We start from the raw sequence: 16,243 nt of genomic DNA, 5'->3' as shown, positions 1-16,243 counted from the left end.
GGTGTACGCTGCGATGCGATCTCAGGAGGTCGCATGCCCCCCAAGCGTGGTCGCCCCATCGCCGTCAAGCTCCTGGTCCTGCTGTTCGTGCCGCTCATGTCGCTGGTCGGCCTGTGGGCGTTCGCGGCGGGTCTCACGGGCGGCGACGGGCTGCGGCTGCTGGAGATCGACGACCTGCAGCAGAACCTGGCCACGCCCGCGGATCAGGTCACGGAACAGCTGCAGAACGAGCGCCTGACCTCGGTGGAGTTCCTGGCGGGCAAGCGCGGCAGGCCCGAGCTGACCAAGCAGCGCGCCCAGACCGACGCCGCGATCACCACCTTCCGCAGGCTCGCCGGCAGCTCCCCCGAGCTGGCCGGCCAGCTCACCCAGCTGAACGGCAGGCTCGCCACGCTGCCGAAGGTCCGCACCACGACCGACAGCGGCAAGCCCGACATGATCCTCGTGATCGAGGGATTCAACGACATCCTCGACGCCGCGTTCCGGCTCAGCGACGCGATGATCCTGGTGCCCGACGTGTCGCTGTACCGGCAGGCGCGGGCCGTCGCGATGCTGCGCGAGGCCAAGGAGCTGCTGTCCAGGGAGCGCGCCGTCATCGTCGAGGTGCTCGCCGAGGGCAAGGTGGACAAGCTCGAACGTGACGCGTTCGCCGGCTATGCCGCCACCCGGCGCCTGCTGTACGCCCAGGCGATGTCCCACCTCGACGGGCGGCTGCGCGGCGCCTACGACCGGCTGGTCGAATCGCCGGCCTACCGGGAGTTCCTGTCGACCGAGGACGCCATCAAGGGCCAGGCGGCCGCCAACGGCCTGCCCGCCGCGGCCGCCACCTGGCCGGTCGACGGCAGCAACGTGTGGGCGGTGGTCGAGCGCGAGCAGTCCGCGGCCGACCGGGCGATCCAGGCCAGGACACGGCCCGCCGCCACCGGCATCCTCGTCAAGATCGGCGTCGCCGGCGGCCTCGGCCTGCTGGCCGTGGTGGCCTCCATCCTGCTGTCGCTGCGCTTCCGCCGCAGCCTGGTGCGCGAGCTGGCCGGGCTGCGCGACGCCGCGATCGAGCTGGCCGAGGTACGGCTGACCGGCCTCGTCGAGCGGCTGCGCGCCAACCCGGGCGCACCCGTGGCCGCCGAGGTGCCGCCGCTGGAGGTCAAGGCCGAGACGTCCGAGGTGCGCGACATCGTGCACGCCTTCAACAGCGTCCAGACCACCGCGGTGGAGGCCGCGGTGAGCCAGGCCCGCCTGCGGCACGGCATCAGCCAGGTCTTCGTCAACCTGGCCAGGCGCAACCAGTCGCTGCTGCACCGCCAGCTGCTGCAGCTGGACGGCATGGAGCGCGGCACCGAGGAGCCGGAGACGCTGGAGGAGCTGTTCAAGCTCGACCATCTCACCACCCGCATGCGCAGGCACGCCGAGAGCCTCATCATCCTGTCGGACCAGGCGCCGGGCCGCGGCTGGCGCAACCCGGTGCCGCTGCTCGACGTGCTGCGCGCCGCGGTCGCCGAGGTCGAGGAGTACCCGCGGGTCGAGGTGCTCCCGCCGCCCCCGGTGGCGCTGATGGGCGCCTGCGTCACCGACGTGGCCCACCTGGTGGCCGAGCTGGTGGAGAACGCCACGCTGTTCTCCCCGCCGCAGACCAGGGTCGACCTGCGGACCACGACGGCTCCGCACGGCGTGATCGTCGAGATCGAGGATCGCGGGCTCGGGCTGGTCAGTGAGGAGCTCGACCAGCTCAACGCCCGGCTGGCCGAGGTGCCGGAGTTCGACCTGGCGCAGAGTGACCGGCTGGGGCTGTTCGTGGTGGGGCGGCTGGCTGCCAGGCACGGTATCAAGGTCAGCCTGACGGCCTCGCCGTACGGGGGGCTGACGGCCGCCGTGGCCCTGCCGTACGCGCTGCTAGCCGACCAGCCCGCCCTGAGCGGGCGGTAGGTAGAACAGCTCGCCGGTCTCGCGCGCCTTGGCGGCGGCCAGCAGGCGGTCGTGGGCGAAGTCCACCATCAGGGCCTTGGCCTCGTCGTGGGTGAAGAAGCCGTAGTCGTCCAGTTCCTCGGCCTGCAGGCGGATGGGTGTGTCGGCGGGGATGGTGCCGCAGTCGAACAGGAAGTTGACCAGCGCGTACGGGATGTGGGCCAGGTTGTGCGACCACTGGACGGTCAGCAGGCTGCCCACCGGCAGGTCGAGGCCGATCTCCTCGCCGATCTCCCTGGCACAGGCCTGGGCGGGGTGCTCGCCCTCGTCGATGATCCCGCCGGTGAAGCCCCAGTGGTCGCGGTAGTTGGGCTTGACCAGCAGGGCCCTGCCCCGCTCGTCGGTGATGTAGGCGCCGGCGCCCGTCACCACCCGGTGCACAGAGGACCAGAAGTCGTCCACGCTCACAGCTCCACGAAAGGGTCGGCGAAATGGGCGGTGGCCAGCACGGCGTGCTCGGCGCGCAGCGCGTCGAGCAGCTCTCCCCTGGTCCTGGCGGCGTGGACCTGGTCGTCGTCGTAGAGGTAGCGGACGGCGGGATCGGCCAGCTGGACGGGGTGGAGCACCAGGTCGCCGGTCACGGCCAGCTCGCCCACCCGGACGATCTGGTGGCCGGGCGTGTGCCCGGGGGCCAGGTGCACGCGCACTCCCGGCGCGACCTCCGACTGGCCCTCGACCACGTGCAGGTGGTCCTTGAGCGGCGTGATGACGCGGTCGAGCATCGGGCCGCCGGCGGCGTCGAGCTCGTCGCGCTGCAGGACGTACCTGGCGTTGGCGAAGGCCGGGCGGCCGTCGGCGACGGCTCCGCTGGCGTGGTCGCTGTGCAGGTGCGTCAGGACGACGGTGTCGACCTCGGCGGGCGTGACGCCCGCGGCGGCCAGCTCACCGGCGAGCGTGCCGGGCACCGGCGCCCAACTGGCGGCGGGCGAGTCGGCGGCACCGATGCCGGTGTCGACCAGCGTGGTGCGCCCGCGCGCGTCGCGCAGCAGGTAGCAGTGGAAGTGCAGGATCCAGGCCTCGTCCGGCGCGTTCGAGCCGGGAAACAGCTCGGCGAGCGGTCGGCGGATCGAGTCGCCCATCGGGCCCACGGCGTCGCACAGTGGGGTCACCTCGACGCCGGCCACGGTTCTTGGCTTGTGCGGCATCCGCCCAGATTAGGCTGCGACGGGCTCGCGCGGAACGTACTCGTTCTCGAGATCGGCGGCGTACACCGCGCGCCGGCAGTGGTTGCACCGGTACATGATCGGGCCCTCGTCGAGCTCGCAGTGACACCGCGGGCAGCGGGTGTTGGTGTTCATGGCATCCCCCTCGGACTTCGTTGTCCCCATGTAACCCTTAACGGTTTGCAGAGGCCCTGCAGCCTGCTTGACACACCGATGAGGGAAACATTTTCTGCAACCGAACACCGACCCCGCGGTCGAACCAGCGAGAACCCCCCGGGAATAGCCCAGGCGGGCTAGGCGTTGCATGGCACGAAACGTGTGATACGTTTCCTCCAGCGTTGAGCCTCAGCTCCGCTGATTCATCCGGCAAACCCGCCCGTGTTGAGGGCCGGTTCGCCATTTTCAACACTACGCCGACTGGTTTCGGCGCACCCTCAAGGGGTCCACCATGTCTGTTTCCACCATTCCCAAACCACGTGAGAACGCGCCCACCCGGCAGGTCAGCGGCCTGTTGGACGTGCGCGAGAAGTCCGCGTTCCTGAGAACCGGGCACCTGCCCGGGCCCGACGATGTCCGGCTGCCCCCCGACCGGGTCAAGCAGCTGGGCCTACGCCCGGGAGACCAGGTCGAAGCGCTGGTCGCCGGCAACAAGCTGGTCCAGATCGAATCGGTCAACGGCGCCGCCGAATGGCGCGACCGGCCGCGCTTCAACGACCTGATCCCCATCCATCCCACCCAACGCCTACGCATCGAGACCGAATCGCTCAGCACCCGGGTCATCGATATGTTCGCCCCCATCGGCAAGGGGCAGCGCGGCCTGATCGTGGCCCCGCCCAAGGCCGGCAAGACGATGGTCCTGCAGGCGCTGGCCGCCGCGATCGCCCGCAACCATCCCGAGGTCCACCTCATGGTGCTGCTCGTCGGGGAACGCCCCGAGGAGGTCACCGAGATGCGCGCCTCCATCCAGGGCGAGGTGTTCCACTCGACCTTCGACCACCCCGACCGCGACCACGCCGCCATCGCCGAACTCGCCGTCGAGCGCGCCAAGCGCCTGGTCGAGTCGGGAAAGGACGTCGTGATCCTGCTCGACTCGCTGACCAGGCTGGGCCGGGCCTACAACAACCTCGCCCCCGGCGGCGGGCGCGTCCTGACCGGCGGCCTGGACGCCACCGCGCTCTACCCGCCCAAGCGCTTCTTCGGCGCCGCCCGCAACGTCCAGGACGGCGGCTCCCTCACCATCCTGGCCACCGCGCTGGTCGACACCGGTTCCCGGCTGGACAACAGCCTCTACGAGGAGTTCAAGGGCACCGGCAACATGGAGATCCACCTCACCCGCGACCTGGCCGAGCGCCGCATCTTCCCCGCCGTCGACCTGGAGGCCTCGGGCACCCGCCGCGAGGAGATCCTCCTGCCGCACGCCGAGCAGCAGGTCGTGTGGAAGCTGCGCCGCATGCTCGGCGCGCTGGACAAGCAGCAGGGCCTCGAGCTCCTGATGGACAAGCTCCGCGAAACCCCCACCAATTCGGCTTTTCTCCGCGCCGCTTCTCTGACTGCTTAAGAGATCTCGTACGGCAGGCCGCACCACCGGCCGCCCGCCGTACGCCGGCTGACGACCCGCGACCGGCGCTCGCGGCGAGTCGGGGGCGGTCGCCCGCCGCCACGGCGCACGGGATCCTGGGTACATGCTTGCCGACATCGTGGAGTACCTGGTCTGTCCCGTCTGCCGCTCGCACATGGCGCTGGACGACGGCGTGGTGCGGTGTTCGAACGGGCACTGTTTCGACATCGCCAAGCAGGGCTATGTGAGCCTGCTGGTGGGATCGCGCCCGCCGGGCACCGCCGACAGCGCCGAGATGGTCGCCGCCAGGGCCGCCTTCCTCGAGGCCGGGCACTACGCGCCGCTGGCTCGCGCGCTCGCCGAGACGGTGGGCGAGGCCGGTGTGATCGTCGACGCCGGCACGGGCACCGGCTACTACCTGGGCGCCGTCCTCGGCGAGGCAACGGGGATCGCCTTCGACGTCTCCAAGCACGCCGTACGGCGGGCCGCCCGCCTGCCCGGGCGCGTGGGAGCCTTCGTGGCCGACGTGTGGAAGCCGCTGCCGATCGCCGACCGGGTGGCCGACGTCGTGCTGAACGTGTTCGCCCCGAGGAACGGGCCCGAGTTCGCGCGCGTCCTGCGGCCTGGAGGCGCGCTGGTCGTCGTCACGCCGGGACCCGGGCATCTGCGGCCACTGGTCGGCGAGCTCGGGCTGCTGTCGGTGGATGAGGACAAGGAGCGGCGGCTGGCCCGCAGCCTGCCCGGCTTCACCGAGGTCTCCCGCCGGGAGGTCGCCTTCGATCTGGAGTTGACCGCCGGGGAGGTGAGCGAGGTGGTCGGGATGGGTCCCAGCGCATGGCACACTGATGCGGCCGAACTCGAGAGGCGAATCTCCGGATATATCTCTCAGAACGCTACGGAAAATCAGGCGAAAGTGCTGGTGACAGCCGAGTTCCACCTGTCTATCTTCGAAACGGCACCGCGGGCAAGCGCTGTTCCTTGACGGACATCTGAGGCTCGTGTTACTGATGGGGCATTTAGTCCGAAATTCCCCCACATTCGCTGAGAATTTCCGCTAGACAGGCGCAATACTGGACGGCAACCCACGCCTGGGAGGCGGGGTGCGAGAGGGAGGGGGCGCACGGATGAAGGCCGAGGAACGTTGGCAGGCCAGGTTCCGCGCGTCCCGCATGACGCTGCCCATGTGGGCGCGCAAGGCCCCCAATCGCTCGGTCTACCGCTCCAACGCCACCGGGACCTGGGAGGTCTACGCCTGGGACCGTGCCAGCGGCGCCACCCGGCAGGTCACGGAGCAGCCCAAGGGCACCGCGAACGCCGCGATCGACCCCACCGGCCAGTGGATCTACTGGTTCGCCGACACCGACGGCGACGAGTTCGGCTGCTGGCGGCGCCAGCCGTTCGGCGGCGGCCCCGACGAGCTGGTGGCCCCCGACCTGCCGCCCGGCCAGCCGGGCGGCATCGCGCTTTCCACGACGGGCATCGCCGCGATCAGCCTGGCCAGCGAGGGCGCCTTCCGCATCCACATGGTCCAGCAGGGCGAGCCTTCCCGGCTGCTGTACGAGCACGTGGAGGCCGCCTGGGTCACCGACATGTCCCTGGACGGCTCCCTGATCGCGATCAACCACGGCGAGTACGGCGACTTCCGGCATCCGGCGCTCAGGGTGGTCAAGCAGTGCGGTGAGGTTGTCGGCGAGCTGCACGACGGGCCGGGCAAGGGCGTGATCGGGCTCCGCTTCGCCCCTGTCATGGGCGACCGGCGGCTGCTCGCGCTGCACGAGCGGCGCAACCGCCACGAGCCGCTGGTCTGGGATCCGATGACCGGCGAGCAGCGCGAGATCTGGCTCAAGGACGCCGGCGACCTGGCCGCAGAGTGGTACGACGACGGCCGCGGCCTGCTGATCCTGCGCGACGACCGGGCCCGCAGCCACCTGCACCGCTACGACCTGGCAGGCGGCGGGCTGACCCTGATCGAGACGCCGCACGGCGTGATCGACGAGGCGATGCCCAGGCCGGGCGGCAACGTCGAGTACTCCTGGTCGAGCGCCTCCCGCCCGCCCGTGATCCGCTCCACCAACGGGCAGGTCGCGGTCAACTCCGGCGGCCCCGCCGCCCCGCCGAGCGTCCCCGTGGAGGACATCGACGTCGAGGGGCCCGGCGGCCGCATCCACGCGCTGATCTCACGGCCCGAGGCCGGCACGGCGCCGTTCCCCGCGGTCTTCCTGCTGCACGGCGGGCCCACCTCGCACGACCGCGACTCCTTCTCCGCCGAGGTCGCGGCCTGGGTGGACGCCGGGTTCGCGGTGGTCAGGGTGAACTACCGCGGCTCGACGGGATACGGCTCGGCCTGGCGCGACGCGCTGCACGGCGAGGTCGGCCACATCGAACTGGCCGACGTGGCGGCGGTGCGCGAGTGGGTGGTCGCCCGCGGCATCGCCGACCCGGCCAGGACCGTGCTCGCGGGCACCGCCTGGGGCGGCTACCTGACGCTGCTCGGCCTGGGCACCCAGCCGGAGCTGTGGGCGGCCGGCATCGCCGCGGTGCCCATCGCCTGCCACGAGACCTCCTACGAGGACGAGGCGGAGAGCCTGCGCGCCTACCACCGGGCCCTGCTCGGCGGCTCCCCCGACGAGCAGCCGGAACGCTACGCGGCCAGCTCCCCGATCACCTACGTGGACCGGGTCGAGGCGCCGGTGCTGATCCTGGCCGGGGAGAACGACACCCGCTGCCCGCTGCGCCAGATCGAGAAGTACGTGGCCAGGCTGGCCGAGCACGGCCTGGAGCACGAGGTCTACACCTACGACGCGGTCCGCGGATCGCTCGTGGTGTCCGAGCGGATCGCGCAGATCGCGCTCCAGCTCGATTTCGCGCGAAAGCACCTAAAGTCCCAATAGGCAATTACATTCGCGCCCTTATCAGATTTACTACCGACATGTCGTAAGACGTTAGGCGTTACTGCCTGCTTGTATGTCGCCCTGAACACTGTGACAGCATCGCGACCCAAACTCCCCAGCGCTGTCAGCAGGAGGGCGCACATTGAGCACCACATCAACCGAGACCGCCCCCGTCAGCCGGTTGAAGAAGGACGCCGTCGGCCTGATCGGCGTCATCTTCATGGCCGTCGCCACGGCCGCCCCCATCACCGCCATGACCGGCAACGTGCCGATCGTGGTCGGGGCCGGCAACGGAATCGGCGTCCCGGCCGCCTACCTCTTCGCGACGATCGTGCTCACGATCTTCTCGGTCGGCTACACCGCGATGGCCAAGCACATCACGGCGGCAGGCGCCTTCTACGGATACATCTCCCACGGCCTGGGCCAGGTCGTCGGCATGGTCGCAGGCCTGCTGGCGACGATGGCCTACGTGGTCTTCGAGGCCTCGATCATCGGCTTCTTCGCCTACCAGGCCAACGACACGTTCAAGTCCCTGTTCGGGCTGGACATCCACTGGCTCTGGTTCGCCCTGTTCGGCCTGGCGCTGAACATGATCCTCACCTACTTCGACATCAACCTCACCGCCAAGGTCCTGGGCGTCTTCCTGGTCACCGAGATCTTCATGCTCGGCCTGACCGCGATCGTGACGCTCCTGCACGGCGGCGGCCCCGACGGCCTCATGGCCGGCTCACTCAACCCTGCCAACGCTTTCCGGGTGACCGGAATGGACGTCGGCTCGGTGGGTCTGGGCCTGTTCATGTGCTTCTGGTCGTGGGTGGGCTTCGAGTCCACCGCCATGTACGGCGAGGAGTCGCGCGAGCCCAAGCGTGTCATCCCGATCGCGACGCTGGTCTCGGTCGTCGGCATCGGCCTGTTCTACACGTTCGTGTCGTGGATGACCGTCGCCGCCAACGGCCACACCGCCCCCGAGATCGCCGCCAAGGACCCGGCAGGGCTCTTCTTCATCCCGACCGAGAGCCTGGTGGGCCACTGGGCGCTGGTGCTGTTCAAGATCCTCATCCTGACCGGCTCGTTCGCCTGCTCGATGGCCTTCCACAACTGCGCCGCGCGCTACCTGTACGCCATGGGCCGGGAGAACCTCATCCCCGGTACGGCGCGCACGCTGGGCCGCACCCACCCCGAGCACGGCTCCCCGCACATCGCCGGGTTCGTGCAGACCGCGGTGTCGGTGGTCATCGTGCTGGCGTTCTTCTTCGCCGGGATGAAGCCCTACGAGCACATCTACACGCTGCTCGCGGTGCTGGGCACGCTGGCCATCCTGATCGTGCAGACGCTCTGCTCCTTCTCGGTGATCGGCTACTTCCACGTCAAGAAGCGCCACCCCGAGACGGCCAGCGTCTGGCGCACGCTGGTCGCCCCGCTGGTGGGCGGCCTGGCGATGGCCTACGTGGTGTTCCTGCTGCTGCAGAACCAGAAGGCGGCCGCGGGTGACGCCGCGTCGAACACGGTCTTCTTCCACTCCATCCCGTGGATCGTGCTCGTCCTGGCGGTCCTGGGCGGCGGCACGGCCCTGTATCTGAAATCCCGCAAGCCGGAGAAGTACGCCATCATCGGCCGCATCGTCCTCGAGGACACGGTCGAGCGCGACTGACCCGGCCCTTCCCGTACGGCACGCCGCATCCGATGCGGCGTGCCGTACCGCTGTCGCCGGTCAGCCGGGGACGCCGGCGGTGTCCGGGGCATGGTGGCGCGGGCGGAGCGAGCCGGCCACCAGGACGGCGAGCCCGGCGAGGGTGGCCCCGGCGCCCACCCACAGGGGCGAGACGTACCCGAGCCCGGCGCCCAGGGCCAGCCCGCCCAGCCAGGCGCCGAGCGCGTTGCCGACGTTGAAGGCCGCGATGTTGGCGCCGGAGGCCATCGTGTGTTCAGCGCCCGGTCCGCGGCCTTGCCACCGGCGAAGTTGCCCACAAAGGTACCGACGCCGAACAGCACCAGCAGCCAGGGCACCGTCGTGGCGGCGAACCCGCTGACCTCGGTGAGCGTGAACGCGATGTAGGTGAACCCGCCGAACATGCCGCCGAAGGCCAGCACGGTGACCGCGGCGGAGATCCACACCTGTGGACGGCGGAACACGCCGAGCTCACCGCGCAGGCTCGTCCTGGCGGGCGCCGGCGTGGCGGGCACCAGCAACCGGATCCCGGCCAGCGCCACCACACCGATGACCGTGATCGCCCAGAACGTCAAGCGCCAGCCGAACTGCTGGCCGAGCAGCGTGCCCAGCGGGACGCCGAGCGCGTTGGCCACGGTCAGCCCGGCGAACATCAGCGAGATGGCCCCGGCCCGCCGGTTCTGCGCGACCATGTCGGCGGCGACCACCGAGCCCACGCCGAAGAACGCGCCGTGGCACAGCGCCGCGACGACCCGGCCCGCCATCAGCACCGAGTACCCCGGCGCGACCGCGGAGATCAGGTTGCCCGCGATGAACAACACCATCAACCCGAGCAGCACCTTCTTGCGGTCGAACCGGGCGATCGCCGCGGTCAGCGCGATGGCGCCGACGGCCACGCTCAGCGCGTACCCGGAGACCAGATAGCCGGCCACCGGCTCGGTGACACCGAGATCCGCCGCTATCTCAGGCAGCAGGCCGATGATCCCGAACTCGGTCAGCCCGATGCCGAAGCCCCCCAGAGCCAGGGCGAGAAGCCCGATAGGCATGTGCAAACCCCTTCATTACAGTGCGTCCGCCTTTAGGCAGCGCCTGCAATCATTTCTTGGGTCGTCATGCCCTCACGAGTGGCCAGAAAGCCAACATGCGAAAAAATCAGGCCACGCTCAGCGGGCCCGCAGCACCAGGATCGCCAGGTCGTCGGCGCTCGGCTCGGCGGCGAAATCGGCCGCGCCCCGGCGAATCCGCTCGGCGACGGCCCTGGCCGACAGGCCCGCGCACTCGGCGAGCAGCTTGGACAGCCCGCCGTCGTCGTCGAGCAGCCGCCCGCCCGAGCGCCGCTCCGTCACCCCGTCGGTCACGGCGAGCAGCACGTCGCCGTGGTCGAGGTGGACGGTGTCGGCCTCGAACACCACCTCGTGGAAGACGCCGAGCAGCGACTGCGGGGTCGTCACGGCCTCCACCACACCGCTCGACCTGAGCAGCAGGGCCTCCGGATGTCCGGCCGACACCAGCCTGACCTCCAGCCCGTCGGGCACCGGCGTGATGTCGCCGTGCAGCAGGGTCAGGAACCTGGCGCGCTCGCCCTCCTCCAGGATGGCCTGGTTCAGGCGGCCGAGCACCGCGGCCACGCCGTACCCCTCGCGGGCGAGCAGCCGCAGCGTGTGCCGCGCCAGACCGGTGACCGCGGCGGCCTCGGGACCCGTGCCACAGACGTCGCCGATGGCGAAGCGCCAGGACTCGTCGCTCGACTTGAACAGGTCGTAGAAGTCGCCGCCGACCTCGTTGGCCTCGCCGGCGGGCTCGTAGACGACGCCGTAGTCCAGTCCCGGCACCTCGGGCTCGTTGGGCGGCAGCAGGCTGCGCTGCAGCGCCCGGTTCGCGGCGGCCTGCTGGGCGTACAGGCGGGCGTTGTCCATGGCCAGCGCGGCGCGCCTGCCGATGTCCTCGGCGAACTGGATGACCTCGTCGGTGAAGCGGTCGGCGCGGCCCAGGCACATCATGCCGAGCCCGCGGCCGCGTGCCGTCAGCGGCACGGCCAGGACCTGGGAGTCGCCCATGTGGACGGTGCCGGTCACGGTCGTGTAGGGGGCGGTGACGTCGAGCGCGCTCAGTTCCTCGCGCAGCCCGTCGATCCTGGCTTCGTCGGCGTGCCAGAGATAGACCAGGCGCAGCGGGCCCATCGCCGAGTCGGAGGTGTAGACCGCGCACCAACTCGCCAGCCTCGGCACCACGATCTGGGCGATGATCGCGGGCACCATGTCGGGGTCGAGAGTCCCGGCCAGCAGGTCGCTCGCGTCGGCCAGGAAGCCGAGCCAGTGGGGGCCCCTGGCGGACTCCTCCAGCCATTCCGATGCCACTCTGTCGCTCGAGCCAGGTAGCGTGAGCCTTGCCCAACGGACACGGGATTCACCCGCAAAGGTGATCCCCCACTCCTCGACCTCGACCGAGGGAGCCTTCGGGTCGCCCGGCGGCAGGCCGCGCTGCTTCAGCTCGACCTGCACCGTGTCGCCGAAGTGCTTCCAGATGATCTCGAAAGGCTCGTCAGCGCTCTGTCCTGCCAGCTCCGCCGCGATCTGCTCCGCATCCGAGAGAGCTCCGGCAGCCGCCCATGCGGTCATCACCTCGCGGGTGAACCGGATCGCAGCCGGCACCGCTGTCTCACCGGGCGCGAAGGTGGCAGCGAGCACCGCATGGGAAGAAGCACTCATCCCACCGTGCCTACCACACTTCCCGCTGACTTGGGGTAAATCCAAGGACGGGACTACGAGCTACTCATCGTGACAGACTTGAATCACTCGCGGCGGCACCCCGGGAGTGAAGGAGGCCCCATGGCAACGGCCAAGACCGCGCCCGCTTCTGAAGAGAGGACGTACACCGAGTCGGATCTGGTTCCGATCCTCGAGACCCTCTTCGCGTGGCGTGACGGCGACTTCAGGCGGCGCGTGCCGCATGCCCCTCCCGGGATACTCAGCGAGGTGCGGCTGCTGCTGAACGAGGTCGCCGACCGGCGCGAGCACCTGGCCAACGAGCTCGTCAGGGTGCGCAAGGACGTTGTCAAGGAAGGACGGTTCGGCGAGCGGCTGACGCCGGGGCCGGGTGTGGGCGCCTGGGCCGAGAGCGTCGAGTCGGTCAACGCGCTGATCGACGCGCTGGTGAGCCCGGTCAGCGGCGCCGCCGACGTGATCGACGCGGTGGCCAAGGGCGACCTGTCGCGGCGGATCGACCTCGACCGCTCGGCCAGGGGCGAGGTGCGCCGCCTGGGCAAGGCCATCAACGGCATGGTCGACCAGCTGTCCCTGTTCAACTCCGAGGTGACCAGGGTGGCCCGCGAGGCGGGCACGGAGGGCCGGCTGGGCGGCAGCGCCAACCTGCGCGGCATGTCGGGCAGCTGGCGCGACCTGACCGAGGCCGTGAACACGATGTCCTCGCGCGTGGCCGCGCAGGTGCGCGACATCGCGGTCGTGACCACCGCCGTGGCCAAGGGCGACCTGTCGCGCAAGGTCACGGTCGACGCCGTGGGCGAGATGTTCGAGCTGAAGAACACCGTCAACACGATGGTCGACCAGCTGTCGGGGTTCGCCGAGGAGGTCACCCGCGTGGCCCGCGAGGTGGGCACCGAGGGTCAGCTGGGCGGCCAGGCGCAGGTGAGCGGCGTGTCCGGGGTCTGGAAGGACCTGACCGACAACGTCAACTTCATGGCCAACAACCTCACCAGCCAGGTGCGCAGCATCGCCACCGTGGCGACCGCGGTGGCCAAGGGCGACCTGTCCAAGAAGATCACCGTCGACGCCGAAGGCGAGATCCTCCAGCTGAAGGACACCATGAACACGATGGTGGACCAGCTGTCGTCCTTCGCCGACGAGGTCAGCAGGGTCGCCCGCGAGGTCGGCACCGAGGGCAAGCTGGGCGGCCGCGCCGAGGTGAAGGGCGTCTCCGGCGTCTGGAAGGAGCTGACCGACAACGTCAACTCCATGGCGAACAACCTCACCTACCAGGTGCGCAACATCGCCCAGGTGACCACGGCCGTGGCCAACGGCGACCTCACCCGCAAGATCGACGTCGACGCCTCGGGCGAGATCCTGGAGCTCAAGTCGACCATGAACACGATGGTGGACCAGCTGTCGTCGTTCGCCTCCGAGGTCACCCGAGTGGCCCGAGAGGTCGGCACCGAGGGCCAGCTGGGCGGCCAGGCCCAGGTGCGCGGCGTGTCGGGCGTCTGGAAGGACCTCACCGACAACGTCAACTTCATGGCCAACAACCTGACCAACCAGGTGCGGCAGATCGCTGCGGTCTCCTCGGCGGTGGCCCAGGGCAACCTGTCCAAGAAGATCACCGTCGACGCACAGGGCGAGATCCTCCAGCTCAAGGACACCCTCAACACGATGGTCGACCAGCTGTCGTCCTTCGCCGACGAGGTGACCCGCGTGGCCCGCGAGGTGGGCACGCAGGGCGAGCTGGGCGGCCAGGCCCGGGTGCAGGGCGTGTCCGGTGTGTGGAAGGACCTCACCGACAACGTCAACTTCATGGCCAACAACCTCACCAGCCAGGTGCGCAACATCGCCGAGGTCACCACCGCGGTGGCCAACGGCGACCTCACCCGCAAGATCGACGTCGACGCCCAGGGCGAGATCCTGGCGCTGAAGACCACCATCAACCGCATGGTGGACCAGCTGTCGTCGTTCGCCTCCGAGGTCACCCGCGTGGCCCGCGAGGTGGGTTCGGAAGGCCAGCTGGGCGGCCAGGCGCGCGTCGAGGGCGTCGAGGGCACCTGGAAGCGCCTGACCGAGAGCGTGAACGAGCTCGCGGGCAACCTGACCACCCAGGTCCGCGCAATCGCCACGGTCACCAGCGCCGTGGCCCGCGGCGACCTGACCCGCTCGATCGCCGTCGAGGCCCAGGGCGAGCTGGCGGAGCTGAAGGACAACATCAACTCGATGGTGGCCAACCTCCGCGAGACCACCCAGGCCAACCAGGAGCAGGACTGGCTCAAGTCCAACCTGGCCCGCATCTCCCGCCTCATGCAGGGTCACCGCGACCTGTTCGAGGTGGCCAAGCTGACGATGAGCGAGCTGACGCCGCTCGTCTCGGCGCGCTACGGCGCCTTCTACGGCGTGGACCCCGAGGGCGAGCACGAGCTGCTGCTCATCGGCGGGTACGGCGTGCGTCCCGACCGCGGGCCGCGCCAGCGCTTCGCCATCGGCGAGGGCATCGTGGGCCAGGCCGCCGCAGAGGGCCGCCACATCATCCTGGACGACGTCCCGCCCCGCTACATCACCATCGACAGCGGGCTCAGCCAGTCGACACCCGCCCAGATCGTGGTGCTGCCCATCCTGTTCGAGAGCCGCGTGCTCGGCGTGCTCGAGCTGGCCTCGTTCACCCCGTTCGGCGAGGTGCACCTGGACTTCCTGACGCAGCTGGTGGAGAACATCGGCGTCACGATGAACACCATCATCGCCAACTCCCGCACCGAGGACCTGCTGACCGAGTCGCAGCGCCTGACCCGCGAGCTGCAGGAGCGCTCCGACGAGCTGCAGCGCCAGCAGGAGGAGCTGCGCAGGTCCAACGCCGAGCTGGAGGACAAGGCGGCGCTGCTGGCCAAGCAGAACCGGGCCATCGAGATCCAGAACTTCCAGATCGAGCAGGCCCGCCGCACCCTGGAGGAGCGCGCCGAGCAACTGGCGGTCTCCTCGCGCTACAAGAACGAGTTCCTCGCCAACATGTCGCACGAGCTGCGCACGCCGCTCAACAGCCTGCTCGTGCTGGCCAAGCTGCTGACCGAGAACGCCGAGGGCAACCTGACCTCGCAGCAGGTGGAGTTCGCCAAGACCATCCACGGCTCGGGGTCGGCGCTGCTCCAGCTGATCAACGACATGCTCGACCTGTCCAAGGTCGAGGCGGGCCGGATGGACATCCACCCGATCCAGCTTTCGCTGAACAAGCTGGTCGACTACCTGGAGGCCTCGTTCGCGCCGCTGGCCCAGGACAAGGGGCTGGCCTTCACCGTCGAGATGGACGGCGACGTGCCGCAGGAGCTGCGCGCCGACGAGCAACGCCTGCAGCAGGTGCTGCGCAACCTGCTCGCCAACGCGGTCAAGTTCACCCCCAAGGGCGAGGTCAAGCTGCGCGTGGCGGGCGCCGCGCCCGGCACCGACTACGACGACGAGACGCTCTACGAGGCCGACGACGTGCTGGCCTTCCAGGTGATCGACACGGGCATCGGCATCGCGCCGGACAAGCGGGAGGTCATCTTCGAGGCCTTCCGCCAGGCCGACGGCACCACCAGCCGCAAGTACGGCGGCACCGGGCTCGGCCTGGCGATCTGCCGCGACATCGCCCGGCTGCTCGGCGGCGAGATCCACGTGGAGAGCGAGGTGGGCAAGGGCAGCACGTTCACGCTGTTCCTGCCCGCGACCTATCTCGGCCCGCTGGCCGCCACCGACGGCGGCGCGGTGCGCAGGAAGCTGCTCACCCCGGCCGTCGAGGACGAGCCCGTCGCCACCGTGCCGCCCGAGCCCCCGCTCGAGCTGCCGCTGCCCGAGCTGCTCGAGCCGCCGGCCGAGGCCGTCCAGTGGCAGGGCGACGACCCGCTCAACAGCAGGAAGATCCTCATCGTCGACGACGACATCCGCAACGTGTTCGCGCTGACCAGCGTGCTCGAGCGGCACGGCGCGACCGTCGTCTACGCCGAGAACGGGCGGGAGGGCATCGAGCAGCTCGAACGCAACGAGGACGTCGCGCTGGTGCTCATGGACATCATGATGCCGGAGATGGACGGCTGGGCCACGACCTCGGCCATCCGGCGCATGCCGCAGTTCGCGGATCTGCCGATCATCGCGTTGACCGCTAAGGTCATGCGGGGCGATCGTGAGAAGAGCATCGCCTCGGGCGCGTCCGACTACGTGCCCAAGCCGGTCGACGTGGACCGTCTGCTCGAACGACTGCGCGGTTGGCTCAGCCGTGGTCGGGCGGCCACGCCCGAATCTGCGGAAGGGTCGTGATC

General features: G+C 69.9%; 10 protein-coding genes and 1 pseudogene. 6 read left to right on the top strand and 5 right to left on the bottom strand.

The features are described 5' to 3' along the window. Positions 1 to 33 precede the first annotated feature (33 nt). Entirely contained in the window at positions 34 to 1,923 is a 1,890-nt protein-coding gene (locus KIK09_RS13875; protein WP_214319514.1) for a sensor histidine kinase, read from the top strand. On the opposite strand, the gene KIK09_RS13870 is transcribed toward KIK09_RS13875, so the two are convergent. The 3 genes from KIK09_RS13870 to KIK09_RS13860 are packed head-to-tail and all read right to left on the bottom strand — an operon-like array spanning position 1,891 to position 3,260. Next, complete coding sequence (locus tag KIK09_RS13870) at positions 1,891 to 2,370, bottom strand: NUDIX domain-containing protein (protein WP_214319513.1); 480 nt, start codon at positions 2,368 to 2,370, stop codon at positions 1,891 to 1,893. The genes KIK09_RS13875 and KIK09_RS13870 overlap by 33 nt on opposite strands. Next, positions 2,367 to 3,107 carry an MBL fold metallo-hydrolase gene (locus KIK09_RS13865; protein WP_250572927.1) on the bottom strand — a complete coding sequence of 247 codons (741 nt, stop codon included), beginning with the start codon at positions 3,105 to 3,107 and terminating at the stop codon, positions 2,367 to 2,369. The genes KIK09_RS13870 and KIK09_RS13865 overlap by 4 nt, the downstream gene beginning before the upstream one ends. Before the next feature lie 9 nt (positions 3,108 to 3,116). Continuing rightward, on the bottom strand, positions 3,117 to 3,260 hold the full coding sequence (locus KIK09_RS13860; protein ID WP_214319512.1) for a hypothetical protein: 144 nt from the start codon (positions 3,258 to 3,260) through the stop codon (positions 3,117 to 3,119). 313 nt (positions 3,261 to 3,573) lie between these two features. On the opposite strand from KIK09_RS13860, the gene rho reads away from it, so the two are divergent. The 4 genes from rho to KIK09_RS13840 all read left to right on the top strand — a co-directional run bounded on the left by rho (position 3,574) and on the right by KIK09_RS13840 (position 9,225). Beyond that, complete coding sequence (gene rho / locus KIK09_RS13855; RefSeq protein ID WP_214319511.1) at positions 3,574 to 4,683, top strand: transcription termination factor Rho; 1,110 nt, start codon at positions 3,574 to 3,576, stop codon at positions 4,681 to 4,683. Positions 4,684 to 4,807: 124 nt separating this feature from the next. Further along, positions 4,808 to 5,665 (top strand): putative RNA methyltransferase, encoded by an 858-nt coding sequence (locus KIK09_RS13850; protein ID WP_214319510.1) that lies wholly within the window; start codon positions 4,808 to 4,810, stop codon positions 5,663 to 5,665. A gap of 142 nt (positions 5,666 to 5,807) precedes the next feature. After that, positions 5,808 to 7,574 (top strand): S9 family peptidase, encoded by a 1,767-nt coding sequence (locus KIK09_RS13845; RefSeq protein ID WP_214319509.1) that lies wholly within the window; start codon positions 5,808 to 5,810, stop codon positions 7,572 to 7,574. Between the two features lie 142 nt (positions 7,575 to 7,716). Then, positions 7,717 to 9,225: an APC family permease gene (locus KIK09_RS13840; protein ID WP_214319508.1), complete on the top strand. Its 1,509-nt coding sequence runs from the start codon at positions 7,717 to 7,719 to the stop codon at positions 9,223 to 9,225. Positions 9,226 to 9,560: 335 nt separating this feature from the next. On the opposite strand, the pseudogene KIK09_RS13835 reads toward KIK09_RS13840, so the two are convergent. Continuing rightward, positions 9,561 to 10,289 (bottom strand): annotated as a pseudogene (locus KIK09_RS13835) (MFS transporter); the annotation flags it as partial. A 117-nt stretch (positions 10,290 to 10,406) separates the two neighbouring features. After that, positions 10,407 to 11,951, bottom strand: a complete 1,545-nt coding sequence (locus KIK09_RS13830; RefSeq protein ID WP_250572926.1) for a PP2C family protein-serine/threonine phosphatase — start codon at positions 11,949 to 11,951, stop codon at positions 10,407 to 10,409. A 120-nt stretch (positions 11,952 to 12,071) separates the two neighbouring features. On the opposite strand from KIK09_RS13830, the gene KIK09_RS13825 reads away from it, so the two are divergent. Next, complete coding sequence (locus KIK09_RS13825; RefSeq protein WP_214319507.1) at positions 12,072 to 16,241, top strand: HAMP domain-containing protein; 4,170 nt, start codon at positions 12,072 to 12,074, stop codon at positions 16,239 to 16,241. Positions 16,242 to 16,243 lie beyond the last annotated feature (2 nt).

It is taken from the genome of Nonomuraea sediminis, from assembly GCF_018531495.1.
Lineage (GTDB): Bacteria > Actinomycetota > Actinomycetes > Streptosporangiales > Streptosporangiaceae > Nonomuraea > Nonomuraea sediminis.
This window is presented reverse-complemented; position numbering and strand designations above follow the sequence as displayed.

Coding starts and splice junctions, on each gene's coding strand:
- KIK09_RS13850 (WP_214319510.1), top strand. CDS start 4,808: ATGCTTGCCGACATCGTGGAGTACCTGGTCTGTCCCGTCTGCCGCTCG.
- KIK09_RS13860 (WP_214319512.1), bottom strand. CDS start 3,260: ATGAACACCAACACCCGCTGCCCGCGGTGTCACTGCGAGCTCGACGAG.
- rho (WP_214319511.1), top strand. CDS start 3,574: ATGTCTGTTTCCACCATTCCCAAACCACGTGAGAACGCGCCCACCCGG.
- KIK09_RS13830 (WP_250572926.1), bottom strand. CDS start 11,951: ATGAGTGCTTCTTCCCATGCGGTGCTCGCTGCCACCTTCGCGCCCGGT.
- KIK09_RS13825 (WP_214319507.1), top strand. CDS start 12,072: ATGGCAACGGCCAAGACCGCGCCCGCTTCTGAAGAGAGGACGTACACC.
- KIK09_RS13875 (WP_214319514.1), top strand. CDS start 34: ATGCCCCCCAAGCGTGGTCGCCCCATCGCCGTCAAGCTCCTGGTCCTG.
- KIK09_RS13845 (WP_214319509.1), top strand. CDS start 5,808: ATGAAGGCCGAGGAACGTTGGCAGGCCAGGTTCCGCGCGTCCCGCATG.
- KIK09_RS13865 (WP_250572927.1), bottom strand. CDS start 3,107: ATGCCGCACAAGCCAAGAACCGTGGCCGGCGTCGAGGTGACCCCACTG.